We start from the raw sequence: 25728 nt of genomic DNA, 5'->3' as shown, positions 1-25728 counted from the left end.
ACTGCCAGCCGACAGGGAAAGGCCGCGCATCGGCGAAAAATCGCTCGTTGGCAGCAGGGGTTTCGTGCGTTTGAACTGACCGCCTGCGGCCAGTCCACATGATTATGCAGGGCTGATCCGGTGGCTTCTTGGTGGCCTCCATAGGACACTTTCCCATGACCGCCAGCACAACGAAGGCCACAGAGCCAACGGCTAAAAGAACACACCACGGAATGAAGCTGGCAAGCATATGGCCTTCGTAGGGAAATGCAGTCGTTCAGTTGTTTCCCGATGCTCTAGAGAACCGTTGAGGGACCCCTCAACCGAATGAACTGCACCCAAATTCCACTGGGCCGCACACTCACGGTGTAGGGCCGCGGCAATCAGCAGGTGATCTCGGCCCGACACCGCACTTTGGCAGCCGCCTGAGATATTAGGTATTCAAGAAGTGACACGTTTTGTATGCCGATGTACGTGGCAGCGCCACGATTTTCACGTGCACGGATGTGCCAGCAACCCAGCTCTTCTGTCCTAAGCACGTACCCAAGACCCTCGGGGCGCTTATCGAAGATTCCACGCACACTCGGCGGCGAGGGACGGATTCACAGCGACCAGCGGCTAAATCCCTCGGTGGTGGTGTCGGACTGAAGCCGCGAAATCACGCTGCCGATGCTTCTGCGCAGGGAGAGCTGCTAGAGCGCCGAGCATTTCACGCTGCCAAATACTCCCGTGGCGTTCTTGACGGTGACGTTGAAATTGGTTGGGTTTCCAAGAACGACTTCCGAGCCGCTTCCCACCGTAGGCGTGATGGACAGTTTGTAGTCGACGAAGCCGAGTAGTCCAGGTTTGTTGACTTTGAAAGTCTCAGAAAGCGTAGTTGTTTTCCGGGCCAAGTCCACGTTGTTGCCAGTGAATTCGAGCGAGTAGGCATCAGCGTCCACCGCCTGCCAGGTCACGGTTACATTCGCGTGGTCCCAGCTGTCACTGCGTTCACACGTCACCGAGGTGGCAGCAATCTTCTTCGGTGCCCACGATCCAGCGACCACGGTGCCAACTGCCGAACCTGACATTTTCCACAACGCGTGCGCGCCTGCTCCACCCAGGCCAAGCATCAGTACCGCCACGTAGACGATAGCTGCCAGGCGCAGTCCAGCCATCGATTTCGTCGCCCTGGGAGTGCTCATGCCGCGAGCTCCATCGAGGTCGATTCCGTTTCTCTTGTCTGCTGGGAGCGCTTGCGTCGAGTGTTGACGGCGTTGGCGATTGTGCCAAAGCCGTAGAGGATAAAACCGCCGGCGGCCAGCTGGCTGAACATGCCCCGGTCTTGGTTCCCGAGCCAGTTGGCGACAAATCCAATGTAGGGCACGGCATACATCAGCTTGCCGCGTACCTGGACCTCAGACACCGGGCTCTCATCGGCCAGCGCGTTGTTGTCCCCCTTGGTGATCAGCGTGCGGTTGCCTTCCTGGTCGGCGCCCACGGAGAGAATCCGGTGGGTGATGACCTCGGGGCGGCCCGATTCGATCTGATAGGTGACGACGTCCCCGACGTTCAGCTCGCTGAAGCTTGCCGGTTTGACCACCAGGAGGGTGCCGGGGGCGTAGTTCGGCTTCATGGAGCTGGTCAGCACCGAGTAGGTCTGCGAACCGGTCAGCAGCGGAACAACGATCAGCACCATCGCGGCCAATGCCGTGATGATAAGCGCGGTGAAGCTCAGCAATTGGCCGGCGAGGCGGCATGCCGAGGCGTTCTTACGGGTGGCGCGTGGTGCTTGGTGCCGTGCCATGGTGGCCGTTCCTTTTCAAGAAGAGATGATGTGGTGTCTTAGAGCTGTGTGGCGCTCAGCGGCAAGCTGATGGTTCCTTTCGCTCCGGAGAGCGTGGCCGGGGCAGCAGGGGCCAGCGTGGTTTGTAGGCAGAACAATGCAGATTCATCCTGGGCCAGGTCGATGCTGGTCACGCTCACGGTCTTGGAGCAGTCGCTGCCTTGGGCCTTGGTGAGGCTCAATGTCAGGTGGTTCTTCAGCGCTCCGCCGACCACCGGGGTACCCGGTGCAAGACGAGTCCGGAATGTCCCGCTACTGGCATTGGTTGCGTTTCCCACCCGGATGGCCAGGGTATTGCTTTCACCTGGTTTCAGAGGGTTCTGGCTTGCCAGATCCACGGCGGTGGTTCCTTCGGCAAGATACGCGGTGGGGCCGCTATCCGACTTCACTGATACCGAGAAATCGGCGGTACTCATATTCTGGGCCTTGGAATTGGCTGTGGTATTCCACAGGGCCAGGGAGCCTTGGACGCTCAGCAGCCCCAGGACCACGGCGGCCAAGACCAACCCGGTCACTTTGAGCATGCGCTTCATGGGGACTCCTGGTCATGGATTTTCGGGGCCGTCCCCGCGGTGTTGTTACGTGCTCGGCGCGACCTGCTCAAGCTTGAAACCGATCTTGCCCAAGTCGTTTGTTGCCTTGGTGCCGACGGTTCCGCCGGTGGTCTCCAGGAACTTGACCGTCACCGCGGCGGTGTAGGCGCCATCCGAGTCCTTGGTCAGTTCCTTGATAACAGGTTTGTTTGCTGCGTCAGTGAGGGCGGCTTCTCCGACGCTGAGGTAGCTTGCGGTGGAGGCGAGCTTGTCGGTGACCGTCAAGTTGGCGACCATCAAGTCACCGTCCAGCTCCACGGTGACCGGCTGGCGGAAAGTCAGCGTGTCGCCCGGGACGGCACGGTAGGTGGCGAGGTTCACGACGGTGCCGGCGGCGTTGGTCCAGGTGCCCGCGCCCGCTTCCATCTTCAGGTCGCCATTGGCCATGGTGCCTGCGTTTGCCTCGGCCGCGGTGTTCCACACGGCCAGGGTTCCTCCGCCGCCGAGCAAGAGTGCTACGCCTACGCCGGTTGCCAGTGCGCCTTTGGTCATCTTATTCATGGTGTGTTTCCCTGTGGTTTTGTTGCGCATCGCCCCAGCGGCCTGCGCTGAAACAACTATCTCGGGGCAGGCTCAAGATGCGGTCGCGTTTTGGTGAAACGTCGACACAACTCTTCTGCAAGGTTCCCGAACCCTGAAAGGCGAGATACTTGAGGCGTTCTTGAGCTTTCGCCGGCCTTGCTGAGACCAGCTTCAGATCCGTCCCCACCACTAGTTGGTTTGGGCGTAAATTTCAGTTTCGACGCACCGGCCCAGTGGACGTCAAGTGGCTCCCGCCGCACCATCGCGAAGGTGCGAGGGTACGAGAGCGGCGCCCGGCGCCATGATCGATGTAGCCGAATCCATTTACCTCTCATCCGAATCAGGATCGTGATTCGTTGCCCGTACGCAGCCAACTTTTCGTCCGCAACACCGGCGCGGATCACGACCATCCCCGATCCGAACAGCGCAAAGCTCCACCAATGGATGGGATGCTCCTCTTCGTGATATGAAGGCCAAGCTTCTCGTGCCGAAACACGACTGGGCTGCGTATCCATCCAGCTCGCCATAATCGATACGCCGGTTGGCATGAATCAAAATCTTTCGCGGTCCGCTTCGCAGTTGACCGGCCGATGGCGCATCACCGAGATGGACGAATGGGACTCCGATGCCATCGACCTGGTCCAACCGGGATTTATCGAAATTTCCGAGGACCGACACGGAGAGTTCAGTTTCATCGTCGTGCGCGGCCGGATGGACTGCCGCCCGCTTGAACGGAACGGAGAACCCGGCATCGGATTTTCTTGGACTGGTGATGACGATGGCCGCGAAACCAGCGGACGGGGATGGGCGGCATTGGTGGACGACGAAACCGTCGAGGGGCACATCTTCTTCCACCTGGGCATGGACTCGGCCTTCGTGGCCAAGCCCTTCGGGAACGTAGGCCAGGGGGACGCGCGTTGAGCGAGAACCAGTATGACTAATTCCTGGCCCCTGACCGACCTCCGACTCGTGACAAGCAGGATGATGAGGTCAAGTCGCCGTCCGCCTGGGCCCGGATCACCGGCACCGGGTTCATAAACGAGTACCAGTGGGGCAATTTTGGCGCAGAACCGGTCACACCGATGGAGCGCTACTACGATGTCCACCTTTACGTGGCCAATTGGGGCACGCGCAGGTTGATGTTCCGGCTGCGCGGCGGGCTGCGGCGTCGGAACGGTGAATCCAGGCCATGGATTTTCCATCGGCAGGTCCATTTCAACCGCAATTGATTAGCGGATGTCAGCCCGGGAAATCTGTAGCACGCATTCCTCGGGACAAAGCAGAGTTGCCGTCAAAAGAACGCTTTATCCATCTCCAGGAGCCCCATCAAAACAGGTAAAGCCCCTCACCGCAGCTTCGACTCCGTGTGACGACGTCATTGCAACAGCCGGACGTCATCGGGCGGGCAGCGCTTGCTCCCCGCGCAGCTTCTTGGTCAACTCGTGCGCGTGATGCATCAGCAACCGGCCCATCTCATCGCGCCGTTCGGGAGCAAACCTCGACTCGATGCCGGTGAGGCTCAGCGCCCATGCCGGCTGGCCTGCCGTATCGAAGACCGCCGCTCCCATTCCCCAGCTACCCTCAACGATCAGACCCGGGTTGACAGCCCACCCGCGCTCGCGCGTCTCTGCTATGCGCTGCATCAACAGCTCCCGCCCATGCTCGCTGCCATGACCCGAGGCCAGGTCATGGCTTTCCATGTAGCGTTCGATCGGCTTCTCCGGCAAGAACGACAGAATCGTCAGCCCCGCCGATGCCACGCCCAGCGGGAACGTGCTCGCGCCCGTGGCTTCGGCCAGCACCGAAACATAGGGGCAGGCGATGTCGTAGCAGCCGACCACCACGATGCCCATCCGGTACAACTCCGGGTCCAGCATCCACAGGCCGGGCTGATCAACCACGCCCAAGCGTCAGAAAGACCATTCCCTACACACCGCAAAAATCGTCAGGCGCAACGCGTTCACTGCCTCACCCACCCGGGATGGCCACCCGGGTGGGTAGCTCTGTCCACCCACCCGGAGCCGTGACCCACCCTCGGCGGACCACCCCTGCGGGTAGTAGCGCTCCACCCGGGCCCGCGGTGCAGACTAATCAAACACAACCGCATATGACTCAGCTCACATGCCAGGCTTTGGGAGATTCCATGGAACGTTTGATCAACATCGACAACGGTGGCACCCTGACCGACATCGTCGTCGGAAGCGGCACCGATTTCACCTTCACGAAGACGCTGACAACCCCGGCCGACCTGTCCCAGTGTCTCTTCGATGGCCTGGCCAAGGCCTCGACCACCATCTACGGGCAGGAAGACCTTCCGTCCTTGCTCCACTCCACACGTCATATCCGCTATTCCTCGACCCAAGGCACGAACGCATTGGTCCAGGGAAAAGGTCCTGGCATCGGCCTGATCACCGACGACCCGAATCTCGTGGCGGAGTTGCGCAAGGATCCCGAGGCATCCAGGCTTTTTGACGACCTGATCGGGGAACGGGTGAGCCTGCTTCCGGTGGACGGCGACGAGGATTCCCGCGCTCGGCTGCTGGTCACCGAGATCAACCGCCTCACCACGGCCGGCGCCGAACGCCTGGTCGTTGCCGCAGTGGACCTCGACCGCGAAAAGCTCTACAAGCGTGCGATGCTGAAGAACTTCCCCCGGCATTTGCTCGGCTCTGTGCCGGTGCTCTTCTCCTGGGATTTCACCTCCGACACCTTGCGCAGCCGCCGGATCTGGTCGGGAATCATCAACTCCTTCCTCCACCCCACCGTCGAGCGTTTCCTGTACAGCGCCGAGCACCGGCTGCGTTCCTACAAGGTCAAGAACCCGCTTCTGATCTACCGCAACGACGGGGCGTCCTCCCGTGTGGCCAAGTCGGTGGCCTTGAAGACCTATTCCTCGGGCCCGCGCGGCGGGTTAGAGGGAACCCGGGCACTGGCAGATGCCTACGGGCTCAAGCACGTGCTGATGATCGACGTGGGTGGGACCACCACGGACGTCGGCTCGGTACTGAACTCGGAGATCTCCACGGATCGCCGCGGAAGCGTCAAGGGCGTGCCCATTTCCTACGAGATGAGCAACGTCCATTCCAAGGGCATCGGCGGAAGTTCTGTTATCGCCGTGCAGAACGGCGAGATCACCGTTGGCCCCGACAGCGTCGGCGCGGCACCCGGGCCGGCCTGCTTCGGGTTTGGCGGCCGCCAGGCAACCATCACCGACGTCAACCTGCTGCTGGGCGTGCTCGATCCTGCCACCTACCTCAACGGGGAACTGAAGCTGGATGCCGAGCGCGCCAGGGCGGTCATCACCTCGACCGTTGCCGAGCCCCTGGGCATCAGCCTCGACGAGGCACTGATCCTCATGGAGCGGACCTACGCCGAGCAGATGGCCTCGGCTTTCTCCGGTACGATCCAGGACGCGGACACGACGACGCTTGCCGCGTTCGGTGGAGGCGGTCCGATGAGCGCATGCCTCGCGGCCCGGATCGCGGGAGTGCGCCACGTGCTGATCCCGCGTCTCGCCGCGGTGTTCTCGGCTTTCGGGATCAGTTTCTCGGATATCTCACAAACCTATGAAATCGACATCACCGGGGCATCGGCCGCACAGATCGATGAGGCAAGGGTGGAGATGGAAGGGCGCGCGGCTCGTGACATGTTCCAGGAGGGACACACAATCAATGAATGCGACCTTGACTGGACGCTTGTCATTGAAAACGCAGATGGCTCCTTGGCCAGGGAATCACTATTCGACGAAACCACAACCCCGCAAATAACTGACGGCCAGTTGGCACTGCTTTCACTGAAGTGCACTTATGCCCTCCCCCACCCGACACTGCCGGGCAACCACGAACAGTCAAAGAGCAAGGCGGTGGCCGCGGGAACCCGCTCGGTCCGTTCCTCAGCCGACTTGGTGGACCAGATCCCGGTGTATCAGCTCGAGGAGCAAGCACCCGGAGCCACAGCCGCGGGACCGGCCATCGTGGAGGGACCGTTCTTCACGACCCGGGTCCCTGCCGGCTGGGTCCTCGATATTTCCGCCGCAGGCGACCTGCTGCTTTCCGACTCGCAGTAGCCACTGCTCTTTTCCTTCGCTCCGCCTTTTGAACCACCAAGACAGAAAGCCAGGCACCGACCATGCGCGTCCCCATGACGGAATACCTCTACATCGACCTTTCCACCGAACAGTGGGTGTGCCGCCCATGCGGCCACAACCTCGGTGACGCCCGCGGCAGCTACAAGGAAGGCACCCTTGTCTACGACCGCGACCCCCGCGAGATCCACCCCCCGATCATTGACCCGGAGAAGTATGAGTTCACGTTCTCACCGGACCCCGCCTACTGCCGCATCCTCGAATACTGCTGCCCGAAGTGCGGCACGCAGATGGAGACCGAGTACCTTCCGCCGGGCCACCCGCCGACAATCGACATGATCTGGGACATCGATGCGCTGCGTACGCAATGGGAGGAACGAGGGGAAGACCCCGAACTCGTTGTCGACTACGGTCCGGGCGAAAACGCCGTCACCGACATGCGCTCGACGCACGAGGGCCACCACAACCATTCGCATCGCTAAGCCAGAATTCCAAAAGGAGCAAACAGGACATGAAACGCATTTCTGTTGACATCGGTGGTACGTTCAGTGACTGCTTTTTCGTCTGGGACGACATCTATGTAGAGTCAAAGGCCCTGACCACCCACCACAACCTGGCCTTGGGCTTCAATGAAGCCTTGGACCTGGCGTGCGATCGAGCCGGAGTCAGCCGCCAGCAGGCGCTGAAGGAAGTCGACTCCGTACGCTACGCGACCACGTTGGGAACCAACGCATTGATCGAGGGTGTTGGACCCCGCGTCGGGGTTTTGGTCACCCACGGTTTCGAGGACACCATCCACCTTTCCCGCGGACGCGGTTACGGTGAAGGCCTCGACCCCCTGAAGCAGGGCGACATGGCCGACGCACAACGCCCCGAGCCCCTTGTCCCGCGCCACCTTGTGCGTTCCGTCAAGGAACGCATCGATTCCATCGGCACCGTGTTGGTCCCCTTGATGTACGAAGACGTGCGCCAACAGGTCCGCGAACTAGTCGACAACGGGGCCGAAGCCATCGTCGTGGCACTGACCAATGCCACCGAGAACGCCGACCACGAGGAAAGAATCCTGGAGATCATCCTCGAGGAATACCCGGCCCATGAGCTTGGAGCGATCCCGGTGTTGCTCAGCAGCCAGGTTTCCGGGCGCAAGGGCGAATACATCCGAGCCATGTCGACGGTGGTGGACGCATTCCTTCACCAAACCATGTTCCACGCGTTGAACCAGCTCTCCAGCAACCTGCGCGAATCGGGCTACGACAAGCCCATGCTGGTGATCCACAACTCCGGCGGAATGGCCCAGCCAAACTCCACCGATGCACTGCAGACCATCCACTCGGGTCCCATCGCCGGTGTCGGCGGCGCGCAGCACCTCTCGGAAACCACGGGGCTGGGCAACGTGGTCTCCATGGACATGGGCGGGACTTCCTTCGACATCGGGCTGGTTCCCGAGGGCGGCATCAAGCACTACGATTTCCAGCCGACCATTGGTCGCTGGATGGTCTCAGCACCCATGATCCACCTGAACACCCTGGGCGCCGGCGGCGGCTCCATCGCTTCCTATGACCGCATCCACGGTGCCATCAAGATCGGTCCCGAATCCGCTGGTTCCGACCCGGGACCGGCCTGCTACGACCGCGGCGGCCTGCGGCCCACCGTGACCGACGCCGATCTGGTGCTGGGATACCTGGACCCGGAGAACTACGCCAACGGTTACATCCCGCTGAACAAGAAGCGAGCAGCCTACGCGATCGAGGAGGCCTTCTCCGACGAACTGGATCTGGAAGCAATCCAGGTCGCCAAGATCATCAAGCGCACGGTCGACGAGGAAATGGCTATCGGCATCGAGAAGGAACTGCGCACCCGCGGCGGCTTGGTCGAGGACTACACCATGCTGGCCTACGGCGGCAACGGCCCGCTGCACGCCTGCGGCATCGCGTCCCGTGCCGGCATCAGCAAGATCCTCTTCCCACCCTTTGCCTCGGTGTTCTCCGCGCTCGGCGCGGGGAACATGAAGCCGCTGCACATCCACGAACGCAGTGCCTACATCGTGCTCTACGACGCCCTGGAACGCAGTCTTTACAACGACTACGACGCAATCAACAACTACATCGAGGAGCTCGAGCAGAAGGGCGCCGAGGACTTGGTCCGCCAGGGGTACGACCGCGATTCGGTCAAGTACCGCCTGGAGATGGACATGCGCTATGGCAACCAGCTGGTGACCACCGCAGTCGCCTTCGACATCAACCGCGTCAAGGGAACCGGGGCCGTGTTGCACCTAATCAAGACATTCTCCGACATCTTCGGCGACCGCTACGGCGAAGGCACCCAAGCCCCCGAGGCCGGGGTGCGCGTGCAAACGGTCCGGGTCGCCTCCTACATCGACGGGGACGTGGTCCAATTCGAGTCACTGGACTCCAGCGGAACCCGTCGCATCGAACCGGTGGCCGTCGCCGAACGCACCATCCACTTCACCGATGAGGAGGATCCGGTAAATACGCCGATCTACGACACGATGTCGCTGAAGAGCCACTACGTGATCAACGGCCCTGCGCTGGTCACCACCGAGAGCACCACCTACCTCGTGGAACCGGGATGGCGCCTTGAGCCAACCCCGCAGGGCGCAGTCTGGCTGCTCAAAGACCCCACCAATACGACCGATGTGACCACCAAACTTCAATTCCAAGGAGCTTGAGAGCAATGACGCTGACAACCAATGACACCGGAAACCCGCAAGAAATCCTGAGCGCACAGGAACAGCAGTGGGTCGACAAATTCATGGACGAGACCACGCTGTTCCTGGGCCCCGACCCGGAGATCATGCGCAACCACCAGATCCACGCGCGCACCGCCTACGAGGACGAGTGCATTTCCAAGGGCATCAGCCCCTTGGAGATGGACCGGATCCGCAAGCGCCTGGCAGGGTCCCTGGACGAGGCCTTCGAAATGTGCGAGAGCATGGGCGCGGCCCCTGGCGCCAAGTGGGCCGATCTTTCGGTGGCCGTGTACACAGCGGAAGGGGATGTGACCTACCTGTCCAACCGCGGCGTGATCGCCTTCTCCGCGGTCCTGCACCACCCAATCCGCTACATCATGAAGAACTGGAAAGACGAGCCGACCGTGGGCATCCACCCCGGCGACGGATTCTTCCACAACGACTCGCGTTACGGCATGGTGCACAACACCGACCAGTCAATGCTCGTGCCCGTGATGCGCGATGGCCAGATCATTGCCTGGGTCGGGGCCACCATCCACGAGGGCGAGAACGGCGCCTGCGAACCCGGGGGCATGCCCTCGGGTTCGGAGACCCCCTTCGATGACGGATTGCGGGCTTCCCCGATCAAGATCGTGGAGCGCGGCCACCTCCGCCGCGACCTGTTGACCTTCCTCCAGCACTCCACCCGTGATCCGAAGCTGATGCTTGCGGACATCAAGGTGAAAATGGGCGCGGTGCGCCGGGTCATCGAGTCCGTGGACCGCATTATCGAGGAGGTCGGCCAAGAGTCATTCGTGGCGGCCCTGCGCGTCACCGTGGAAAATGTCGAGGTCGAGGTGCGCCGGCGCATCAAGGAACTGCCCGATGGCACCGTGACGTTCAATCAGTTCATGGATTCCACGTTGAAGGAAAACATCCTCATCAAGTTCGCCTGCAAGATCACGGTCAAGGGTGACCGGCTGATCGTCGATCTGACCGGCACCGGACCGGAAATCCTCAATCGTGCCATCAACTCGCCCCTGGGGTCCACCAAGGCCTTCATGACCCAGGCGATCCTCTCCTATTGGTGGCCCGACCTGCCACGAAGCACGGGCGCGTTGTCCCCCATCGAGGTGATTTCCGAGGAGCATTCGTGGGCCGACGCCGGCTACGACGCACCGGTGGGCCAGTCGCTGCAGGGCTCCTTCAGGGGTTTCTCGGCGCTGCAGACCGCATATGCCAAGCTGCAGTTCTCCACCCCCAAGAAATACTCCAACGTGATCGCCCCGTGGTTCAACCAGATCAACGATTTCCTGTGGGGCGGCACCACCCAGCACGGTGAGCAGGTGGGCAACCTGTGTGCCGACCTGAACGGGATGGGCGGCGGGGCCAAGGCCTTCAGGGACGGCGAAGACGCGGTGGCCCCGTTGTTCTGCGCCATGGCCGACATTGCCGAACAGGAGGTCATGGAGGAGGAGGTCCCGTTCCTGCAGCTGGTGTCCAAGCGGCTGGTGCGTGACAACCAGGGCTTCGGCAAGTACCGCGGCGGCATGGGATACGAGATGATCGTCGCCTCCCGAGGAACGCCCAACTGGGGATTCATGACGGTGACCTCCGGCTCAAAGTTCTCCTCGATCACCGGAATGTTTGGTGGCTATGGCTGCCCGACGTACCCGCTGTCGATCGTCAAGGGGATCAACATCTACGACATCATCCGCAAGGATCCCTCGCAGTTCGACCTGTCGATCGAGCGCATCATGAACGAGCAGCCCTACGAGGGCGGCTCCTACCAGAGCGCCCACATGGGGCTCCAGTTCGATGTGGCCAAGGAGGGCGAGCTGTACATGATCTCCCAGGGTTCCGGTGGAGGCTACGGCGACGTCCTGGAACGCGACCCGGAGATGGTGGCGACCGACCTGCAGCTCGATAGGATTTCCGCCCAGGTTGCCACCGACCTGTACGCAGTGGTCTGGAATCCGGAGACCTTCGTTGTCGATGTCCAGGGCACGAAGGACGCGCGGGCCGAGGCACGCAAGCGCCGCATCGCCCGTGGCACGCCGTTCAGGGAGTTCATCAAGGACTTTGTCACGGAGGAGCCACCGGCGGATCTGCTCTACTACGGTTCCTGGGGCCAGGACAACGATGAAGAGGTCTTCGCCACCCACTGGGGCGGGCAGGAACCACAGCGGGTGAAGGGGAAGCTCAGCGAGATCCCATTGGTCATGATCCCGGATCGCCGTGTGCTAAAGATCGAGGCCCAAGACAAGAGGATCCGCGAGCTTGAGGCGAAGTACGGGGAAACCGTGCTCCACAAGTCCTGAGCCGCGCATCATCGGTGAAGTGGTGCCTTTCCGTCCCTGGCCCCGGCCATGGCGGGAGGCACCGCTTCACCGTCACCAATCATCCAGCAAGGTCCGTGCAAGGAAAGGAGCAAATACAGTGAATCTGGCAAATGTCATCGCCGAGCCGCAATCCGGCCGGAAGCATGCAGTGATTCTTGACCACCTCGATTACTCCCAGGCGGTGATACTGCAAAACCGTCCCATCCCGTGGGAAGATCCCATGGCCTACGCCAATTTCATTGGCCAGGCACAGGGGCTGCTCAAGCCGGATGCCGCTTTGCTTCATCTCGACCGGTTTTATGCACACCGGATGGCGACCGGCCAATCCCTGCACGAGGATATGTCCGCCAGAAGCCGGACGGGCTTTGCCCTGCGAACCATGCTGGCCGATGCACAGACCCTTGAACTTGTCATGGGTATCGCCAAGACGTTTTCGCAGACACAACGGGAAGCCGTGGTGTTGCATGTCCCATCTCCCATGGCATGGCTGGTCGCCACCCATGCCTTCTCCGGAAAGGACGACGCCGCGGACCTGGACGCCGATGATGCGGAGAACGCCTCGATGTACGTCGCCGATTGGTTGCGGAATTTCTCCGCGCTTCCGATTGCCGGAGTCTTGCTCGATGACCGGACACCAGCGGGGTCCGCACAGCTCCCAGCGGTGGGGCTCGAGGTCTACACCCCCATCATCAACGTGGCCCAAAACTACCGCTGGACCTTGGGGATCAGGTCGGAAGATTCCGTTGCGTTCAGGGAGCCGGAGATCGAAGGCCAGGTGTTGAGTGGCGGATTCTGGGGCACGAGCACCTCGCCGCTTCCCGACTCCGGTTTCTATTTTTCCCAGCTGCCTGCCGCTGCGGTGCCGGAAGATGTCATCACCCTCATGGCGGGTTTCAAGTAAGGCCTTCGCCGCGGTCTGCCGGGTTTTTGGCCGGTGTGGCACTCGTGGGAACGCCCGGTTTTGCTTTGCTCGGTGGCACAAGCAAGGCAAAGCCCCCATGGGTAAGGTCCATTCCGGATGCGCCCAGCCGCGAACTGATAGCATGACCAAAGTCACATGACATGTGTTTATTGTCCGTCCACCCAACCCGCAAACGCGGGTTGGGTGGACGGCGTGCATCGAGGAGAGCCAGCAAATGCCTCTGGGTCCGCCAACTGCGGCTACGAAATTCCAGCCACCTACCCCGGTGATGAGTTGGGTGGAGCGCAAGCGCCTCACCGCTGTTCTGGCTGCGGGCGGCAACAAACGTCTGGCTCTCCTGCATGGCCCTGCCGGATACGGCAAATCGACTCTTGCCGCCCAGTGGGTGGCCGAACTCGCCGACGACAACTTCGTCATTGCATGGTTTTCCTTAGACAAGGACGACAACAACACCATTTGGTTCATGTCGCATTTGATCGAGTCCCTGCTCAAGGCCGGAACGGAACTGGATCCACAGCTACTCCAACTTCTCCAGGAGCGCCCCGATGATGCGGAGAAGTATGTGGTTCCCTCGATCATCAACGCGCTGGCCGAAAGCCGGCGTCCCACCGTCATTGCACTCGACGACTGGCACCGCATCCTCGACCCGCGCGCCCGCGCCGTACTGGAACGATTGCTGGACGAGGGACCGGAGAGCCTCCGTTTTGTGATCACCAGTCGCACCCGCAACGGGCTCCCCTTGGGGCGCCTGCGTGTCCGCGACCAGTTGGTTGAGGTAGATGCAACGTCTCTGCGCTTCGACCACCGCGAGAGCTGGCAACTGCTCGTGGGAATCAACCGACTTGAGCTCACCAACGATGACATCGACTCGCTCCTTGAATCAACGGACGGGTGGGCCGCCGCTCTGCAATTGACCTCGCTGTCGTTACGCGGGCAAAGCGACGTTTCCGGGATCGTGCAGAAGATTTCCGGCAGGCACCAGGCCATCGGCGAGTACCTTGCGGAGAACGTCCTAGACACCTTGGAACCCGAGGTCCTGGATTTCCTGCTCAGCACCTCCGTCACGGAACGGACCTGCGCCGATCTTGCCTCCACCCTTTCCGGCGTCCGGCGCGGCCAGGCCATGCTCGAGAAGGTCCAAGCCCGCGACCTTTTTCTGCAGCCCTTGGACGTGGACGGATCCTGGTATCGTTACCACCACCTTTTCGTGGAGTATCTGAGGAAGAGACTAGAGCGTGACGAACCCGATCGGGTTGCCGAGCTCCACCGGAAAGCGGCACATTGGTATGCGGAGCACAACCACACCAGCGAGGCAGTCGACCATGCCCTGGCCGCCGGAGACATCGAGTTTGCTGTTGACGTCGTTGAATCCGACGCCATGCTCAAGGTCGAGCACTCCCAAATGTCGACGCTGCTGGCCATGGTGGAGAAGCTGCCGCCCGCCCGCGTCGGACCACGGCCAAGACTCCAGATGGCAATTGCTTGGGCCAATTGCCTGTTGCACTTCCCGATAGAATCCCGTACCGCCCTCGAGCAGGCTGAGATCTTGTTGGGGCCAGATAGCGCGCTGGGGACCGAGGATCAGGAAGAACTGAGGCTGGAGGCCCTGGTGGTCCGCCGTTGCCTTGAAATGTACGCCGACCAGATAGTACTCACCAATGATTTGAGAGTGTTGGTACTCGAGTCGACAAAACCATTGCGGCCCTGGATCGTTTCGGTTGCGGCCAACATTGCCACCTACGCAGAACTCCAAAAGGGGAGCTTCGCTGCAGCTATGGCCACGCAGGATGCGGCCCGTGTGGCCCACGACCAAACTTCGGGTCCCTTCAGCGAGGTTTACGGCCACTGTTTTGCCGGTCTTGCCGCATTCGCCCAATTGGATATCGACACCGCCCAGCGGCACCTGGAAGCTGCCCTGGAGTTGGGACGCCGTTCTGCCGGCCGGCAGTCGCACGCCGCCAAGTTGGCCGGTGGACTGCTTGGGCAACTGTTGTATTTGCGCGGCGCCTTTGGAGAAGCGGAAAAATTGCTTGTCGAAGCTCAGGAATTGGGTGCCCACGCAGGTGTGGCTGACTTTATGATGGCCACCTACAGCACGCTTGCCAGGCTGCAGGCCTTGCGAGGTGACGTGGAGGGCTCCACCCAGACCATCGAAGCCGGCGAACAAATTGCAGCGGCCCTAGATCTTCCGCGGCTGTCCACGCGGCTCATGGCGGATCGGGCCAATCTGGGCCTCCCGTGGCAAGATGACGGCCGAACAGCATTTTCCTACCCACACATCACGGATGCAGTGGATGACTCCCGGGAACTTGCAACCCTTGCGTCCATGTTGCTCTCCGGCCAGCCCGGCAACGCGTCAACCACGGCGGCTCTTGCCGCGAAGTTGTTGGCACAACGCCGGGAGCATGGAAACAAGGACGAGATTCTGCATGCCCGGTTGGCACTGGCAGAAGCGTTGCAGGCAGCGGGGCATCAAGAAGAGGCCGAGGCGGAATTCAAGGACGTCTTGACCATTTGCCACGGCTTGGATCTGCCTATGGTGCTGGTGGAACGCAGGCAGAATTGCCGCGAACTGCTCCGCTCACTATCCGGCGCCGTGGAATCGGGAGCGTGGGTTCCCAGGAACGCAGCAGCGATCCATGCCTTTATCGGGCGGATCCTGGATCTTGGAAAACTGTTCGGACAGGATAGTAGCGGCGCCATTACGTGGGCCAAGGAATCCATGGAACCGGCAACTACCGCACTTGTACCGGGCCGGCGAGATGCACCAATGCTCTCCGAAAGGGAACGGGAGATCCTGATCATGGTTGATCGTGGCCTTTCGAACCGGGAAATCGCCCAGTCGCTGTATATCGGCATCAACACAGTCAAATGGTATCTCAAGAGCCTTTTTGTCACTTTTGGCGTGTCCAATCGCCAGCAATGCGTTGATGCAGCCCGCGAACTCCAGCTCCTGGATCAGTAGGCACTCCGAAGTCCGTTGACGTGCGCAGCCGACAGGACATTGTCTAACCACTGCAGGGGGATTTTCCTGAGCGATACTCAGCGACCATGCTGTCTTCTAAATCCCGAGAAATGAGGCGGAAAGACTACAATCGCTCACCGCGCAGCTTCTTGGTCAACTCGTGTGCGTGGTGCATCAGCAACCGACCCATTTCCTCACGGCGTTCGGGAGCGAACCTCGATTCGATACCGGTCAGGCTCAGCGCCCACGCCGGCTGGCCTGCCGTATCGAACACCGCCGCTCCCACTCCCCAACTACCCTCAACGATCAGCCCCGGGTTGACAGCCCACCCGCGTTCGCGCGTCTCGGCTATGCGCTGCCTCAAGAGATCCTGCCCATGCTCACTGCCATGTCCCGAAGCCAGGTCATGGCTTTCCATGTAGCGTTCGATCGCCTTCTCCGGCAAGAAGGACAGGATCGCCAGCCCCGCCGATGCCACACCCAGCGGGAATCGCTTGCCCTCATGAAGTACAAAGGATCGGATTGGGAAGGCCCCGTCTTGCCGCAACAGACACACTGTCTCCTCGCCGCGGCGCACTGAGAGAAATGCACTCTCACCCGTGGCGTCGGCCAACGCCGTCACATGGTCGCGGGCGGTTTCGGTGATGTCATAGCGCTCGGCTGCCACCATGCCCATCAAATACATTTCCGGGCCCAGCATCCACAACCCCGCTTTGTGGTCGTGATCGCAGAAACCTTCGGCGGTCAGTGCGGCAAGCAGTCGGTGCACGGTCGGGCGGGCCAACGAGGTGCTCCGTGCGACCTCCGCGGTAGTGATGCCGCGGGGCATCGCGGTGCTCACGGCGCGCAACACCGCTGCCATCCTGCCCACTACCTGGGCTCCAGGAAACGAAGTATGCATGTCCATAGTATGGACGATCGCCGAGAGCTGTGTCACCAGCTGAGCAATCGTGCGTCATAGAATCTCTTTCGTTGACGGCGATCCCGCCCCTTGGCTACGGTCGAAGTAGGAACCAGCCGTAATCCACATCGTGGACACTTCAAGGAGAATCATGGCAACGAAAGTAGTAGCCGACGCAGCGCAGGCCTTGGCTGCCCAGGTGCGCGACGGCATGACCATCGCGGTGGGCGGCTTCGGCCTCAGCGGAATCCCCAGCCGGCTGATCACCGCCCTGCGCGACTCGGGCGCCACCGGGCTGACCATCGTCTCGAACAACATGGGCGTGGACGGCAAGGGGTTGGGCCTGCTGCTGGAAAACAAGCAGGTCGCCAAGGTTTTGGCCTCCTACGTGGGTGAGAACAAGCTTTTCGCCCAGCAGTTCCTCAGCGGTGAACTCGAGGTCGAGTTCGTCCCCCAGGGCACACTCGCCGAGCGGCTGCGGGCCGGCGGCGCAGGCATCCCCGCGTTCTACACCCCCACCGGTGTGGGCACCCCGGTGGCCGAGGGCAAGGAAACCATGGAATTCAACGGCCGGGCCGCGATCCTGGAACGCGGCATCGTCGCCGACATCGCTCTGGTCCGCGCCTATGACGCGGACACTGAAGGCAACCTGCGCTACCGGATGACCTCGCGGAACTTCAACCCGCTGGTGGCGACCGCTGGCCGCGTCACTTTCGCCGAAGCGGAGAACATCCACGAGGATTACCTGGATCCGACCCGGGTGGACACCCCGGGCATCTACGTGCAGCACCTCGTCGCAACGGACGGCACCAAGGACATCGAACAGCGGACCGTGCGCGTCCGCCAGGAGGCATAAGCACCATGTGGACACGTGATCAAATGGCGGCCATTGCCGCGAGCGAGCTACGCGACGGCCAATACGTCAACCTGGGCATCGGCATCCCCACCCTGGTGGCCAACAACCTGCCCGAGGGCGTCAACGTCACCCTGCAGTCCGAGAACGGGCTGTTGGGCATGGGCCCCTTCCCCTATGAGGGCGAGGAGGACGCGGACCTGATCAATGCCGGCAAGCAGACCGTCACGCTGCTGCCCGGCGGCAGCTTCTTCGATTCGGCCACCTCCTTCGGGATGATCCGCGGCGGACACGTCGCCACCGCAATCCTCGGTGCCTTGCAGGTCGCCGCCAACGGCGACCTGGCCAACTGGACCATCCCCGGCAAGCTCGTCAAGGGCATGGGCGGTGCCATGGATCTGGTCGCCGGGGCCCCACGGGTCATCATCATCACCGACCATGTGGCCAAGGACGGCACCCCCAAGATCGTGCAGACCTGCGACCTGCCACTGACCGGCGTGGGTGTGGTGGATCGAATCATCACCGACCGCGCGGTCTTCGACGTGGTGGATTCCGCCCTGGTGCTGCGTGCCATGGCCCCGGGCATCACCGTCGAAGCCCTCACCGAAGTCACCGGTGCCCCCTTTACCGTAGAACTACAGGAAGATATTGCAGCATGAGCGCATTAATCGCCGGGTACGCCCGCACCCCCTTCGCCCGATTCAACGGAGCCTTCGCCACGGTTTCCGGCACGGCACTGGGAGCCCACGCGGCTGCCGCGGCCCTCGAGCGCGCCGGGATCTCCGCCGAGGAGGTCCAGCGGGTCTTCGCCGGGCAGGTGCTGCAGGCGGGCGCCGGACAGAACCCGGCACGCCAGTCAGCCGTGGGCGCCGGGATCGGCTTCAACGTCCCGGCCCTGACGCTGAACGCCGTGTGTCTCTCAGGCACCGAGGCCGCGGTGGCGGGCGCGCGGATGATCGACGCCGGAGAGGCGGATATCGTGGTGGCCATCGGCCAGGAATCCATGTCGCTGGCACCCCACGTGCAGCGCGCCCGCGCCGGGACCAAGTACGGTGCCATCGAAATGATCGACACCCTCGAATTCGACGGACTCACCGACGCCTTCGAGGCCCGTTCCATGGGCTCCTCCACGGAGGACGGCAACACCACTTTGGGCATCACTCGTGCCGAGCAGGACGAGCTCTCTGCCCGTTCGCACCGGCTGGCAGCCGCGGCCGCCGACTTCCATGCCGGAGAGATTGCACCGTTCACTGTCACGAGCCGGCGCGGGGACACCGTGGTCTCGGCCGATGACGGGATTCGCGCAGACACCACCGTAGAGTCACTGGGCAAGCTGCGCCCGGCCTTTTCCAAGGAAGGCACCATCACCGCCGGCAACGCCTCGCAAATCACCGACGGCGCCGCCGCCCTGGTGCTGGTCAGCCAGGCCGCCGCGGAACGTCTGGGAATCACCCCGATTGCCGAGATCGTTTCCCACGCATTGGTGGCAGGTCCGGACGTGACGCTGCACGACCAGCCAGCCAACGCCATCCTGGCAGCACTCGAGGGAACCGGCATTACCCCGGCGGACCTGTTGGCAGTGGAAATCAACGAAGCGTTTGCCGCAGTGGGCGTACGCTCCACCGCGAAGCTCGGGATCGACCCGGAAATTGTGAACACCAAGGGCGGCGCCATTGCCTTGGGCCACCCCATCGGTGCCTCCGGCGCCCGAATCATTGGTACTCTCGCCCGCCAGCTGGCCGAAATCGGTACCGGGTCAGTGGGGGCCACCGGCATCTGCGGCGGCGGCGGTCAGGGCAGCGCCGTTATCTTGCGGGCTCTGTAGGGCCAACGGCCTCGGGTATCACTACGGCCATCCTCAAACGCGGGCATTCTCCACACCTCTTGCGAGGTGTGGAGAATGCCCGCGTTTTCGCGTAATCTATGCAGCGTCGAGCGGCTTCACATCGTGCTCCTTGCCGTCCAACTCCCGGGCGAGATCGTAGTTCACCTGCATGGCGAGCCAACCCCGGGCGGTTCCGGTTCCTGCTAGCTCCAGCCTCACGGCGAGATTCGGGCTGATGCCGGCTCGGCCGTTGACGACTCGGCTCAGGGTCACGCGGGCGACGCCCAACCGCAGCGCAGCTTCCGCAACGGTGAGGCCGAGTTCGGCGAGCACGTCTTCACGAATGATCTCACCCGGGTGCGGTGGGTTTTTCATCATAATGTGGTTCCTTCAGTGGTAGTCCTGGTAGTCAACGAGCTCGACGTCTTGCCCAACGAAGCGGAACGTCACACGCCAGTTGCCGTTAACCCAGATCGAGAAGTATCCGGCAAGGTTGCCCCTGAGCTCATGCGTGCGGAACGCCGGTATTGCGAGGTCCGCTGGCGTCTGAGCTATATCGAGCAAACCTAAGATGCGGATGAGCTTGGCTGCGTGCGCGGGCTGCACGCCCTTTTTGGAATTGTCACGATAGAGCGCTTCCAACCCCGTATGCCGGAAACTGATGATCACAGGTTCAACGTATCGCGTATCGACTCACGATACAAGATATTTTGGGACTTCGCTTTTGCCTCATGGCAAAATCTCCCGGCTTGCGGTAGATCTACCCAAGAATCGACGCCCAGATTCCTCGACGCACGACGCTCCCGAACTTCACGCCTCACCTCCAAAGCGTGACTACCAAAGCATTGACTCAGAGCCAACGGTTGCTCGACCCAACCGTCCGCAAGCAGGGGCAGCCCCCTAGTCCCGACACCTAGAGTCAGCCCAAAGTCACCCACGTCCACCCGATTCCCAATCGAATGATTGACAGTGGCCTGCATCACGGTGTTTGCTAGAGGTGAGCAGACCAATCAACTGATTGGTCTGGGTCCTACTCACGGCAACGGAGCCCACGGTGAACATAGAAAAGGTCCAGCAGGCGGCCGTGCTGCTTTTTGCCCGGCAGGGATTCGCCGCAACCGGAATCCGCGAGCTGGGAGCGGGTGCCGGAATCAACTCGGCCACCATCTACCACTACGCGGGAAGCAAAGAAGAGCTGCTGGTGCAGGTGATGCGCGGTTGCCTCGACGAAATGATTGCTTCCGGCTCGGCCGCGCTACGCATCAGCGCCGAGCCGACCCTCCAACTGGCCGCCTTGGTTTCCTCCCATGTCGGATTCACCGCCACCAATCCCCTGACGGCACGGGTAGCGGAATACGAAATGCGTGCCCTGTCCCCCGAGAACCAGCCGGCCATGCAGAAGCTACGCGATGACTACGAATCGCTTTTCGCCCAGATCGTCGAGCGAGGAATCCGCGTCGGGGAATTCACCACCGACGACGCCACCATGGCGCGCCTTGCCCTGATGGAAATGGGCACCGGTGTGGCCCACTGGTATCGGCCCGACGGGCGCCTGGGGCTCACCGAGGTGCAACACAACTTCGTCGCGATGGCCTGCAAGATCCTCTCCGCGGACCAATCCATGCTCGAGGGGATCGAATTCATCCGCCCTCCGGTGCGCTTGTCTAGCGAACCGCCGGACATGCCGGCCGCAGTAGCCCACTGACCCGACACCTGCGCAACGTTTTCAGCTTCGAAAGAGGAAATCATGGACGCCCTACCCAGCACGATCGACACCACCAGCCCGGGCTACCTGAAGAACGCCGCCGAGCAAACCGAATTGGTCACCGAGCTGCGCAAGCGCCTTGCCACCGCGGCCCGGGGCGGTTCCGAAAAGTCCCGGCAACGCCACGTGGACCGCGGCAAACTGCTGCCCCGGGACCGGGTGGAGGCACTGCTCGATGCAGGGTCGCCGTTCCTTGAGATCGCGCCTCTGGCAGCCGAGGACATGTACGACGGCGGCTGCCCGGGTGCCGGGCTGATCACCGGAATCGGCATGGTCCACGGCCGCCACGTGATGATCGTGTGCAACGATGCCACGGTCAAGGGCGGCACCTACTTCCCCCTGACGGTCAAGAAGCACCTGCGCGCCCAGGAAATCGCTATGGAAAACGCATTGCCCTGCGTCTACCTGGTCGATTCCGGCGGTGCCTTCCTGCCCATGCAGGACGAGGTCTTCCCCGACCGCGACCACTTCGGACGGATCTTCTTCAACCAGGCCAACCTCTCGGCACGCAAGATCCCGCAGATTGCCGCGGTCCTGGGCTCCTGCACTGCGGGCGGCGCCTATGTCCCGGCCATGAGCGACGAGACGGTCATCGTCCGCAATCAGGGCACCATCTTTTTGGGTGGCCCCCCGTTGGTGAAGGCCGCCATCGGCGAGGTTGTCACCGCGGAAGAACTCGGCGGCGGCGACTTACATGCCAAGACCTCTGGCGTCGTGGACCACCTGGCCGAGAATGATGCCCACGCCATCTCCATCGTCCGGGACATCATCGAAACCCTGCCACCGACCCCCGCACCCGTCTGGGACCGAATCGAGGAGGTCAGCGCACCTCTTGAAAACCCCGAAGAGATCTATGGGGCGGTGCCCACCGACGTGAACGCCACCTACGATGTCCGCGAGGTCATCGCCAGGACCGTGGACGGCAGCAAATTCCATGAATTCAAAGCCAACTACGGCACCACGCTGGTCACCGGATTCGCCCGCATCCATGGGCACCAGGTCGGCATCATTGCCAACAACGGTGTGCTCTTCTCCGAATCCGCACTTAAAGGTGCCCACTTCATCGAACTCTGCGACCAGCGCGGCATCCCCCTGGTGTTCCTGCAGAACCTCTCCGGATTCATGGTGGGCCGGGACTATGAGGCCGGCGGCATCGCCAAACACGGCGCCAAAATGGTCACCGCCGTGGCAACGGCCCGGGTCCCCAAACTGACCGTCATCATCGGCGGTTCCTTCGGGGCCGGTAACTACTCGATGTGCGGACGAGCCTACTCCCCGCGCTTCCTGTGGATGTGGCCCGCGGCCAGGATCTCGGTGATGGGCGGCAACCAAGCCTCGTCCGTGCTGGCCACCGTCAAACGCGACGGCATCGAAGCAGCAGGCTCGCACTGGAGCACCGAAGCAGAAGATTCCTTCAAGGAACCGATCAAACAACAATACGAGGACCAGGGAAACCCCTACTACTCCACCGCCCGTCTCTGGGACGACGGGATCATCGATCCGCTGGACACCCGCCGGGTGCTGGGTATGGCCCTGGATGTCTGCTCTACCCAACCTCTGCCGGAAACCTCCTTCGGCCTCTTCAGGATGTGATGCTTCATGACCCCCAAACTCTTTGACACAGTCCTGGTTGCCAACCGCGGGGAAATCGCGGTTCGGGTGATTCGCACACTACGCACCATGGGCATCAGGTCCGTGGCCATCTACTCCGACGCGGACGCCGGAGCCCTCCACGTGAGCGAGGCAGATGAGGCAATCCGTGTCGGGGCCTCCCCGGCTTCCGAAAGCTACCTGGACATTGACCATGTCCTGGCCGCCTGCCGGGCCACCGGCGCCCAGGCCGTGCACCCCGGATACGGATTCCTATCCGAGAACGTCGAGTTCGCCCGGGCGCTACAGGATGCGGGAATTACCTTCATCGGCCCAAACGTGGACGCGCTGCTGCTCATGGGCGACAAGATCCGCTCCAAGAACCACGTCTCCGCCCATGATGTTCCGGTCACCCCGGGCATTGCCGAACCCGAGCTCAGCGACGAGGAACTCATCGATGCGGCATCCCAGATCGGTTTTCCGGTACTGATCAAACCCTCGGCGGGCGGCGGCGGCAAGGGCATGGTAGCCGTCGACACCGCCGAAGCGTTACCCGAGGCCCTTCTCAGTGCCCGGCGCACGGCCCTGAACTCTTTCGGCGATGACACGCTCTTCCTCGAACGTCTGGTGCGCGCACCGAGGCACATCGAGGTGCAGATCCTGGCCGACACCCAGGGGAACACCGTGCACCTGGGCGAACGCGAATGCTCGCTGCAACGTCGCCACCAAAAGGTCATCGAGGAAGCCCCCAGCCCGCTGCTGGAGAACCACCCCGACGGCGAGCGCCTCCGAGCCGAAATCGGTGCTGCAGCCGTGGCCGCCGCGGCCTCGGTGAACTACGTGGGTGCCGGAACGGTCGAGTTCCTCATCTCCGATGAGGCGCCGGGCGAGTTCTTCTTCATGGAAATGAACACCCGCCTGCAGGTCGAGCACCCGGTCACCGAGGAAGTGGCACGGGTGGCCGGCGAGCGCTTGGACCTGGTCGAGGCGCAGGTGCGCATCGCGGCAGGACTGCCGCTGGGCTTCACCCAGGATGAGGTGTCCCTGCACGGGCATGCCATCGAGGCCCGCGTATACGCAGAAGATCCCTCCCACGACTTCATGCCGTCCACCGGACGGCTGCTGGAAATCAAGGAACCGATGGGGCCGCATATTCGGGTGGACTCTTCGCTGGCCGAAGGCCTCACCGTCTCCCCGCATTACGATCCAATGCTCGCCAAGGTCATTGCCTGGGCACCGGACCGGGCCGGCGCACTCGGCCGACTGGATGCGGCCCTGGCACGGACAGTGATCCTAGGGGTGCTGACCAACGTCGAATACCTGCGTCTATTACTGGCCGACCCAGAGGTCCAAGCCGGGAACCTCGACACCACGCTGATCGAACGCAAGATGCCGGACATGGCATTCCGCCCGATCACCGACACCGAGCTGGTGCTGGCGGCAGCCCTGGCTGCCGCACGGCACCCGGGGCACGGCGGGACCTGGCATGCTAAGGACTCATGGCGGTTGGGCACACCCGCCACGGTGACCACCACCCTCGAGGTCAATGACAAGCTCTCCGTCCTGACCTCGATGCCTACCCCCACCGGGCGCACCTACACGCTGGGAGGCAACGACTTCGAGGTTGCCTCCCTGCCCGGCGGCATCGTGGCCATCAACGGGGTGCAACAACGCCCCGCCACCGCGTTCGGGGACGATGACACGCTGTGGCTCAGCCGCGAGGGAGCAGTCACCGCCATCCGTGTCCTGGACCGCAACGAATTGCTGCAACGCGAGCTGGCCGACCGTGCCCACATCCCCGGGGAGGCAATCCCCGAGGTCCGCTCCCCCATGCCAGGCACCGTCATTGCCGTGGCAGTCTCCGATGGGCAGTGGGTCGAGGCCGGAGAAATCTTGGTGACCATCGAGGCCATGAAGATGGAACACCCCATGCGGGCTCCCGCAGCAGGGACCATCCAGATGGGGCGCCTGCACGTCGGCGATCTGGTCAAGGCCAACCAAATCGTAGCCACCCTGATTTACGACTCCGTGGAGGAACAACCATGAGCATCTTCACCATGGGACCAGCCATCCTGTTTTGTCCCGCCGACCGTCCCGACCGTTACACCAAGGCCATGGAACGCGCCGATGCGGTGATCCTGGACCTTGAAGATGCGGTGGCCCCGGAAAACAAGCAGGCCGCGCGCCAAGCGTTGGTGGCGAACCCGCTGGATCCCGAACGCACCATCGTGCGAGTGAACCCGGTCAGCACCCCGGACTTCGCCAAGGATCTGACCACCCTGCAGCAAACCAAGTACCGCACCATCATGCTCGCCAAGACCGAAACCCTTGACCAGTTGGCAGCCGTTGCCGACTTCAAGGTGGTGGCCCTGTGCGAAACCGCTCTGGGCATCCTCAACGCCCAACAGATTGCCGCAGCTGGTAACGTCGTGGCGCTGATGTGGGGAGCCGAGGACCTCGTCGCTTCCTTGGGCGGATCATCCTCCCGCAAGGCCTCGGGCACCTACCGGGACATCTCCCGCCATGCCCGGTCCCACGTATTGCTGGCATCCGGCGCCTACTCGAAGGTGGCCATCGATTCGGTCTACATCGACATCGCCGACCACGCCGGCCTGCTCGGCGAATCGGTGGATGCACAGGCCTCGGGCTTCGGAGCCAAGGCCTCGATCCACCCCGGCCAAATGCCCATCATCCGCCAAGCCTTCACCCCAGACACCGAGGAAGTCGCCCGGGCCCACCGGCTGCTGGAGGCCGCCAAAAATGCCAGCGGCGTCTTCACGTTCGAGGGGCAGATGGCCGACGAGCCGTTGCTGCGCCATGCCCGTGCCATTCTCGAACGCAGCGCAAGGACCGGAGCCTGACCCTCGGGATCG

22 protein-coding genes are annotated in these 25728 nt (G+C 62.3%); 14 read left to right on the top strand and 8 right to left on the bottom strand.

Annotation, left to right across the window (positions count from 1 at the left end):
• Nucleotides 1-671: 671 nt before the first annotated feature.
• The 4 genes from ADIAG_RS02000 to ADIAG_RS19770 are packed head-to-tail and all read right to left on the bottom strand — an operon-like array spanning nucleotide 672 to nucleotide 2898.
• Nucleotides 672-1163: a hypothetical protein gene (locus ADIAG_RS02000; protein ID WP_007269621.1), complete on the bottom strand. Its 492-nt coding sequence runs from the start codon at nucleotides 1161-1163 to the stop codon at nucleotides 672-674.
• Entirely contained in the window at nucleotides 1160-1765 is a 606-nt protein-coding gene (locus ADIAG_RS01995; protein WP_007269620.1) for a signal peptidase I, read from the bottom strand. The genes ADIAG_RS02000 and ADIAG_RS01995 overlap by 4 nt, the downstream gene beginning before the upstream one ends.
• Before the next feature lie 38 nt (nucleotides 1766-1803).
• Nucleotides 1804-2337 carry a hypothetical protein gene (locus ADIAG_RS01990; protein ID WP_007269619.1) on the bottom strand — a complete coding sequence of 178 codons (534 nt, stop codon included), beginning with the start codon at nucleotides 2335-2337 and terminating at the stop codon, nucleotides 1804-1806.
• A gap of 45 nt (nucleotides 2338-2382) precedes the next feature.
• Nucleotides 2383-2898, bottom strand: a complete 516-nt coding sequence (locus ADIAG_RS19770; protein ID WP_007269618.1) for an alternate-type signal peptide domain-containing protein — start codon at nucleotides 2896-2898, stop codon at nucleotides 2383-2385.
• 567 nt (nucleotides 2899-3465) lie between these two features.
• Here ADIAG_RS19770 and ADIAG_RS01980 point away from each other — a divergent pair.
• Nucleotides 3466-3840, top strand: a complete 375-nt coding sequence (locus tag ADIAG_RS01980; protein ID WP_007269617.1) for a hypothetical protein — start codon at nucleotides 3466-3468, stop codon at nucleotides 3838-3840.
• 473 nt (nucleotides 3841-4313) lie between these two features.
• Here ADIAG_RS01980 and ADIAG_RS01975 read toward each other — a convergent pair whose 3' ends face one another.
• The gene (locus ADIAG_RS01975; RefSeq protein WP_235045802.1) at nucleotides 4314-4820 is read right to left on the bottom strand and encodes an IclR family transcriptional regulator domain-containing protein; all 507 of its coding nucleotides are present in this window, start codon (nucleotides 4818-4820) and stop codon (nucleotides 4314-4316) included.
• Between the two features lie 242 nt (nucleotides 4821-5062).
• Here ADIAG_RS01975 and ADIAG_RS01970 point away from each other — a divergent pair, with 242 nt between their 5' ends.
• The 6 genes from ADIAG_RS01970 (at nucleotide 5063) to ADIAG_RS01945 (ending at nucleotide 15921) form a co-directional block, all read left to right on the top strand.
• Nucleotides 5063-6985 (top strand): hydantoinase/oxoprolinase family protein, encoded by a 1923-nt coding sequence (locus tag ADIAG_RS01970; RefSeq protein ID WP_007269615.1) that lies wholly within the window; start codon nucleotides 5063-5065, stop codon nucleotides 6983-6985.
• A 62-nt stretch (nucleotides 6986-7047) separates the two neighbouring features.
• The gene (locus ADIAG_RS01965; protein WP_007269614.1) at nucleotides 7048-7485 is read left to right on the top strand and encodes an acetone carboxylase subunit gamma; all 438 of its coding nucleotides are present in this window, start codon (nucleotides 7048-7050) and stop codon (nucleotides 7483-7485) included.
• Between the two features lie 29 nt (nucleotides 7486-7514).
• Complete coding sequence (locus ADIAG_RS01960; RefSeq protein ID WP_007269613.1) at nucleotides 7515-9692, top strand: hydantoinase/oxoprolinase family protein; 2178 nt, start codon at nucleotides 7515-7517, stop codon at nucleotides 9690-9692.
• Between the two features lie 5 nt (nucleotides 9693-9697).
• Nucleotides 9698-12013, top strand: coding sequence for a hydantoinase B/oxoprolinase family protein (locus ADIAG_RS01955; protein ID WP_007269612.1), 2316 nt, complete (start codon nucleotides 9698-9700; stop codon nucleotides 12011-12013).
• 118 nt (nucleotides 12014-12131) lie between these two features.
• On the top strand, nucleotides 12132-12935 hold the full coding sequence (locus tag ADIAG_RS01950; protein ID WP_007269611.1) for a hypothetical protein: 804 nt from the start codon (nucleotides 12132-12134) through the stop codon (nucleotides 12933-12935).
• Between the two features lie 298 nt (nucleotides 12936-13233).
• Nucleotides 13234-15921, top strand: coding sequence for a helix-turn-helix transcriptional regulator (locus ADIAG_RS01945; protein ID WP_051059780.1), 2688 nt, complete (start codon nucleotides 13234-13236; stop codon nucleotides 15919-15921).
• Nucleotides 15922-16045: 124 nt separating this feature from the next.
• Here ADIAG_RS01945 and ADIAG_RS01940 read toward each other — a convergent pair whose 3' ends face one another.
• The gene (locus tag ADIAG_RS01940; protein ID WP_394366986.1) at nucleotides 16046-16822 is read right to left on the bottom strand and encodes an IclR family transcriptional regulator; all 777 of its coding nucleotides are present in this window, start codon (nucleotides 16820-16822) and stop codon (nucleotides 16046-16048) included.
• A gap of 151 nt (nucleotides 16823-16973) precedes the next feature.
• On the opposite strand from ADIAG_RS01940, the gene ADIAG_RS01935 reads away from it, so the two are divergent.
• Genes ADIAG_RS01935 through ADIAG_RS01925 form a run of 3 tightly spaced genes read left to right on the top strand, consistent with a single transcriptional unit; the run spans nucleotide 16974 to nucleotide 19500 of the window.
• Nucleotides 16974-17678, top strand: coding sequence for a CoA transferase subunit A (locus tag ADIAG_RS01935; RefSeq protein ID WP_007269608.1), 705 nt, complete (start codon nucleotides 16974-16976; stop codon nucleotides 17676-17678).
• 5 nt (nucleotides 17679-17683) lie between these two features.
• Complete coding sequence (locus ADIAG_RS01930; RefSeq protein ID WP_007269607.1) at nucleotides 17684-18334, top strand: CoA transferase subunit B; 651 nt, start codon at nucleotides 17684-17686, stop codon at nucleotides 18332-18334.
• The gene (locus ADIAG_RS01925; RefSeq protein WP_007269606.1) at nucleotides 18331-19500 is read left to right on the top strand and encodes an acetyl-CoA C-acyltransferase; all 1170 of its coding nucleotides are present in this window, start codon (nucleotides 18331-18333) and stop codon (nucleotides 19498-19500) included. Before ADIAG_RS01930 ends, ADIAG_RS01925 begins: the two co-directional genes overlap by 4 nt.
• Before the next feature lie 96 nt (nucleotides 19501-19596).
• Here ADIAG_RS01925 and ADIAG_RS01920 read toward each other — a convergent pair whose 3' ends face one another.
• Nucleotides 19597-19878: a HigA family addiction module antitoxin gene (locus ADIAG_RS01920; protein ID WP_007269605.1), complete on the bottom strand. Its 282-nt coding sequence runs from the start codon at nucleotides 19876-19878 to the stop codon at nucleotides 19597-19599.
• A 12-nt stretch (nucleotides 19879-19890) separates the two neighbouring features.
• Entirely contained in the window at nucleotides 19891-20169 is a 279-nt protein-coding gene (locus ADIAG_RS01915) for a type II toxin-antitoxin system RelE/ParE family toxin (RefSeq protein WP_007269604.1), read from the bottom strand.
• A 385-nt stretch (nucleotides 20170-20554) separates the two neighbouring features.
• Here ADIAG_RS01915 and ADIAG_RS01910 point away from each other — a divergent pair, with 385 nt between their 5' ends.
• Genes ADIAG_RS01910 through ADIAG_RS01895 form a run of 4 tightly spaced genes read left to right on the top strand, consistent with a single transcriptional unit; the run spans nucleotide 20555 to nucleotide 25716 of the window.
• The gene (locus ADIAG_RS01910; protein ID WP_007269603.1) at nucleotides 20555-21205 is read left to right on the top strand and encodes a TetR/AcrR family transcriptional regulator; all 651 of its coding nucleotides are present in this window, start codon (nucleotides 20555-20557) and stop codon (nucleotides 21203-21205) included.
• A 42-nt stretch (nucleotides 21206-21247) separates the two neighbouring features.
• Entirely contained in the window at nucleotides 21248-22858 is a 1611-nt protein-coding gene (locus ADIAG_RS01905; protein WP_007269602.1) for a carboxyl transferase domain-containing protein, read from the top strand.
• A gap of 6 nt (nucleotides 22859-22864) precedes the next feature.
• Nucleotides 22865-24901 carry an acetyl/propionyl/methylcrotonyl-CoA carboxylase subunit alpha gene (locus ADIAG_RS01900; RefSeq protein WP_007269601.1) on the top strand — a complete coding sequence of 679 codons (2037 nt, stop codon included), beginning with the start codon at nucleotides 22865-22867 and terminating at the stop codon, nucleotides 24899-24901.
• Nucleotides 24898-25716 carry an HpcH/HpaI aldolase/citrate lyase family protein gene (locus ADIAG_RS01895; RefSeq protein WP_007269600.1) on the top strand — a complete coding sequence of 273 codons (819 nt, stop codon included), beginning with the start codon at nucleotides 24898-24900 and terminating at the stop codon, nucleotides 25714-25716. Before ADIAG_RS01900 ends, ADIAG_RS01895 begins: the two co-directional genes overlap by 4 nt.
• The last annotated feature ends 12 nt before the right edge of the window (nucleotides 25717-25728 follow it).

This window comes from Paeniglutamicibacter gangotriensis Lz1y (genome assembly GCF_000348945.1).
GTDB lineage: Bacteria > Actinomycetota > Actinomycetes > Actinomycetales > Micrococcaceae > Paeniglutamicibacter > Paeniglutamicibacter gangotriensis.
Note: the sequence above shows the minus strand (reverse complement) of the source record. Positions and strands in the feature narration are given on the sequence as shown.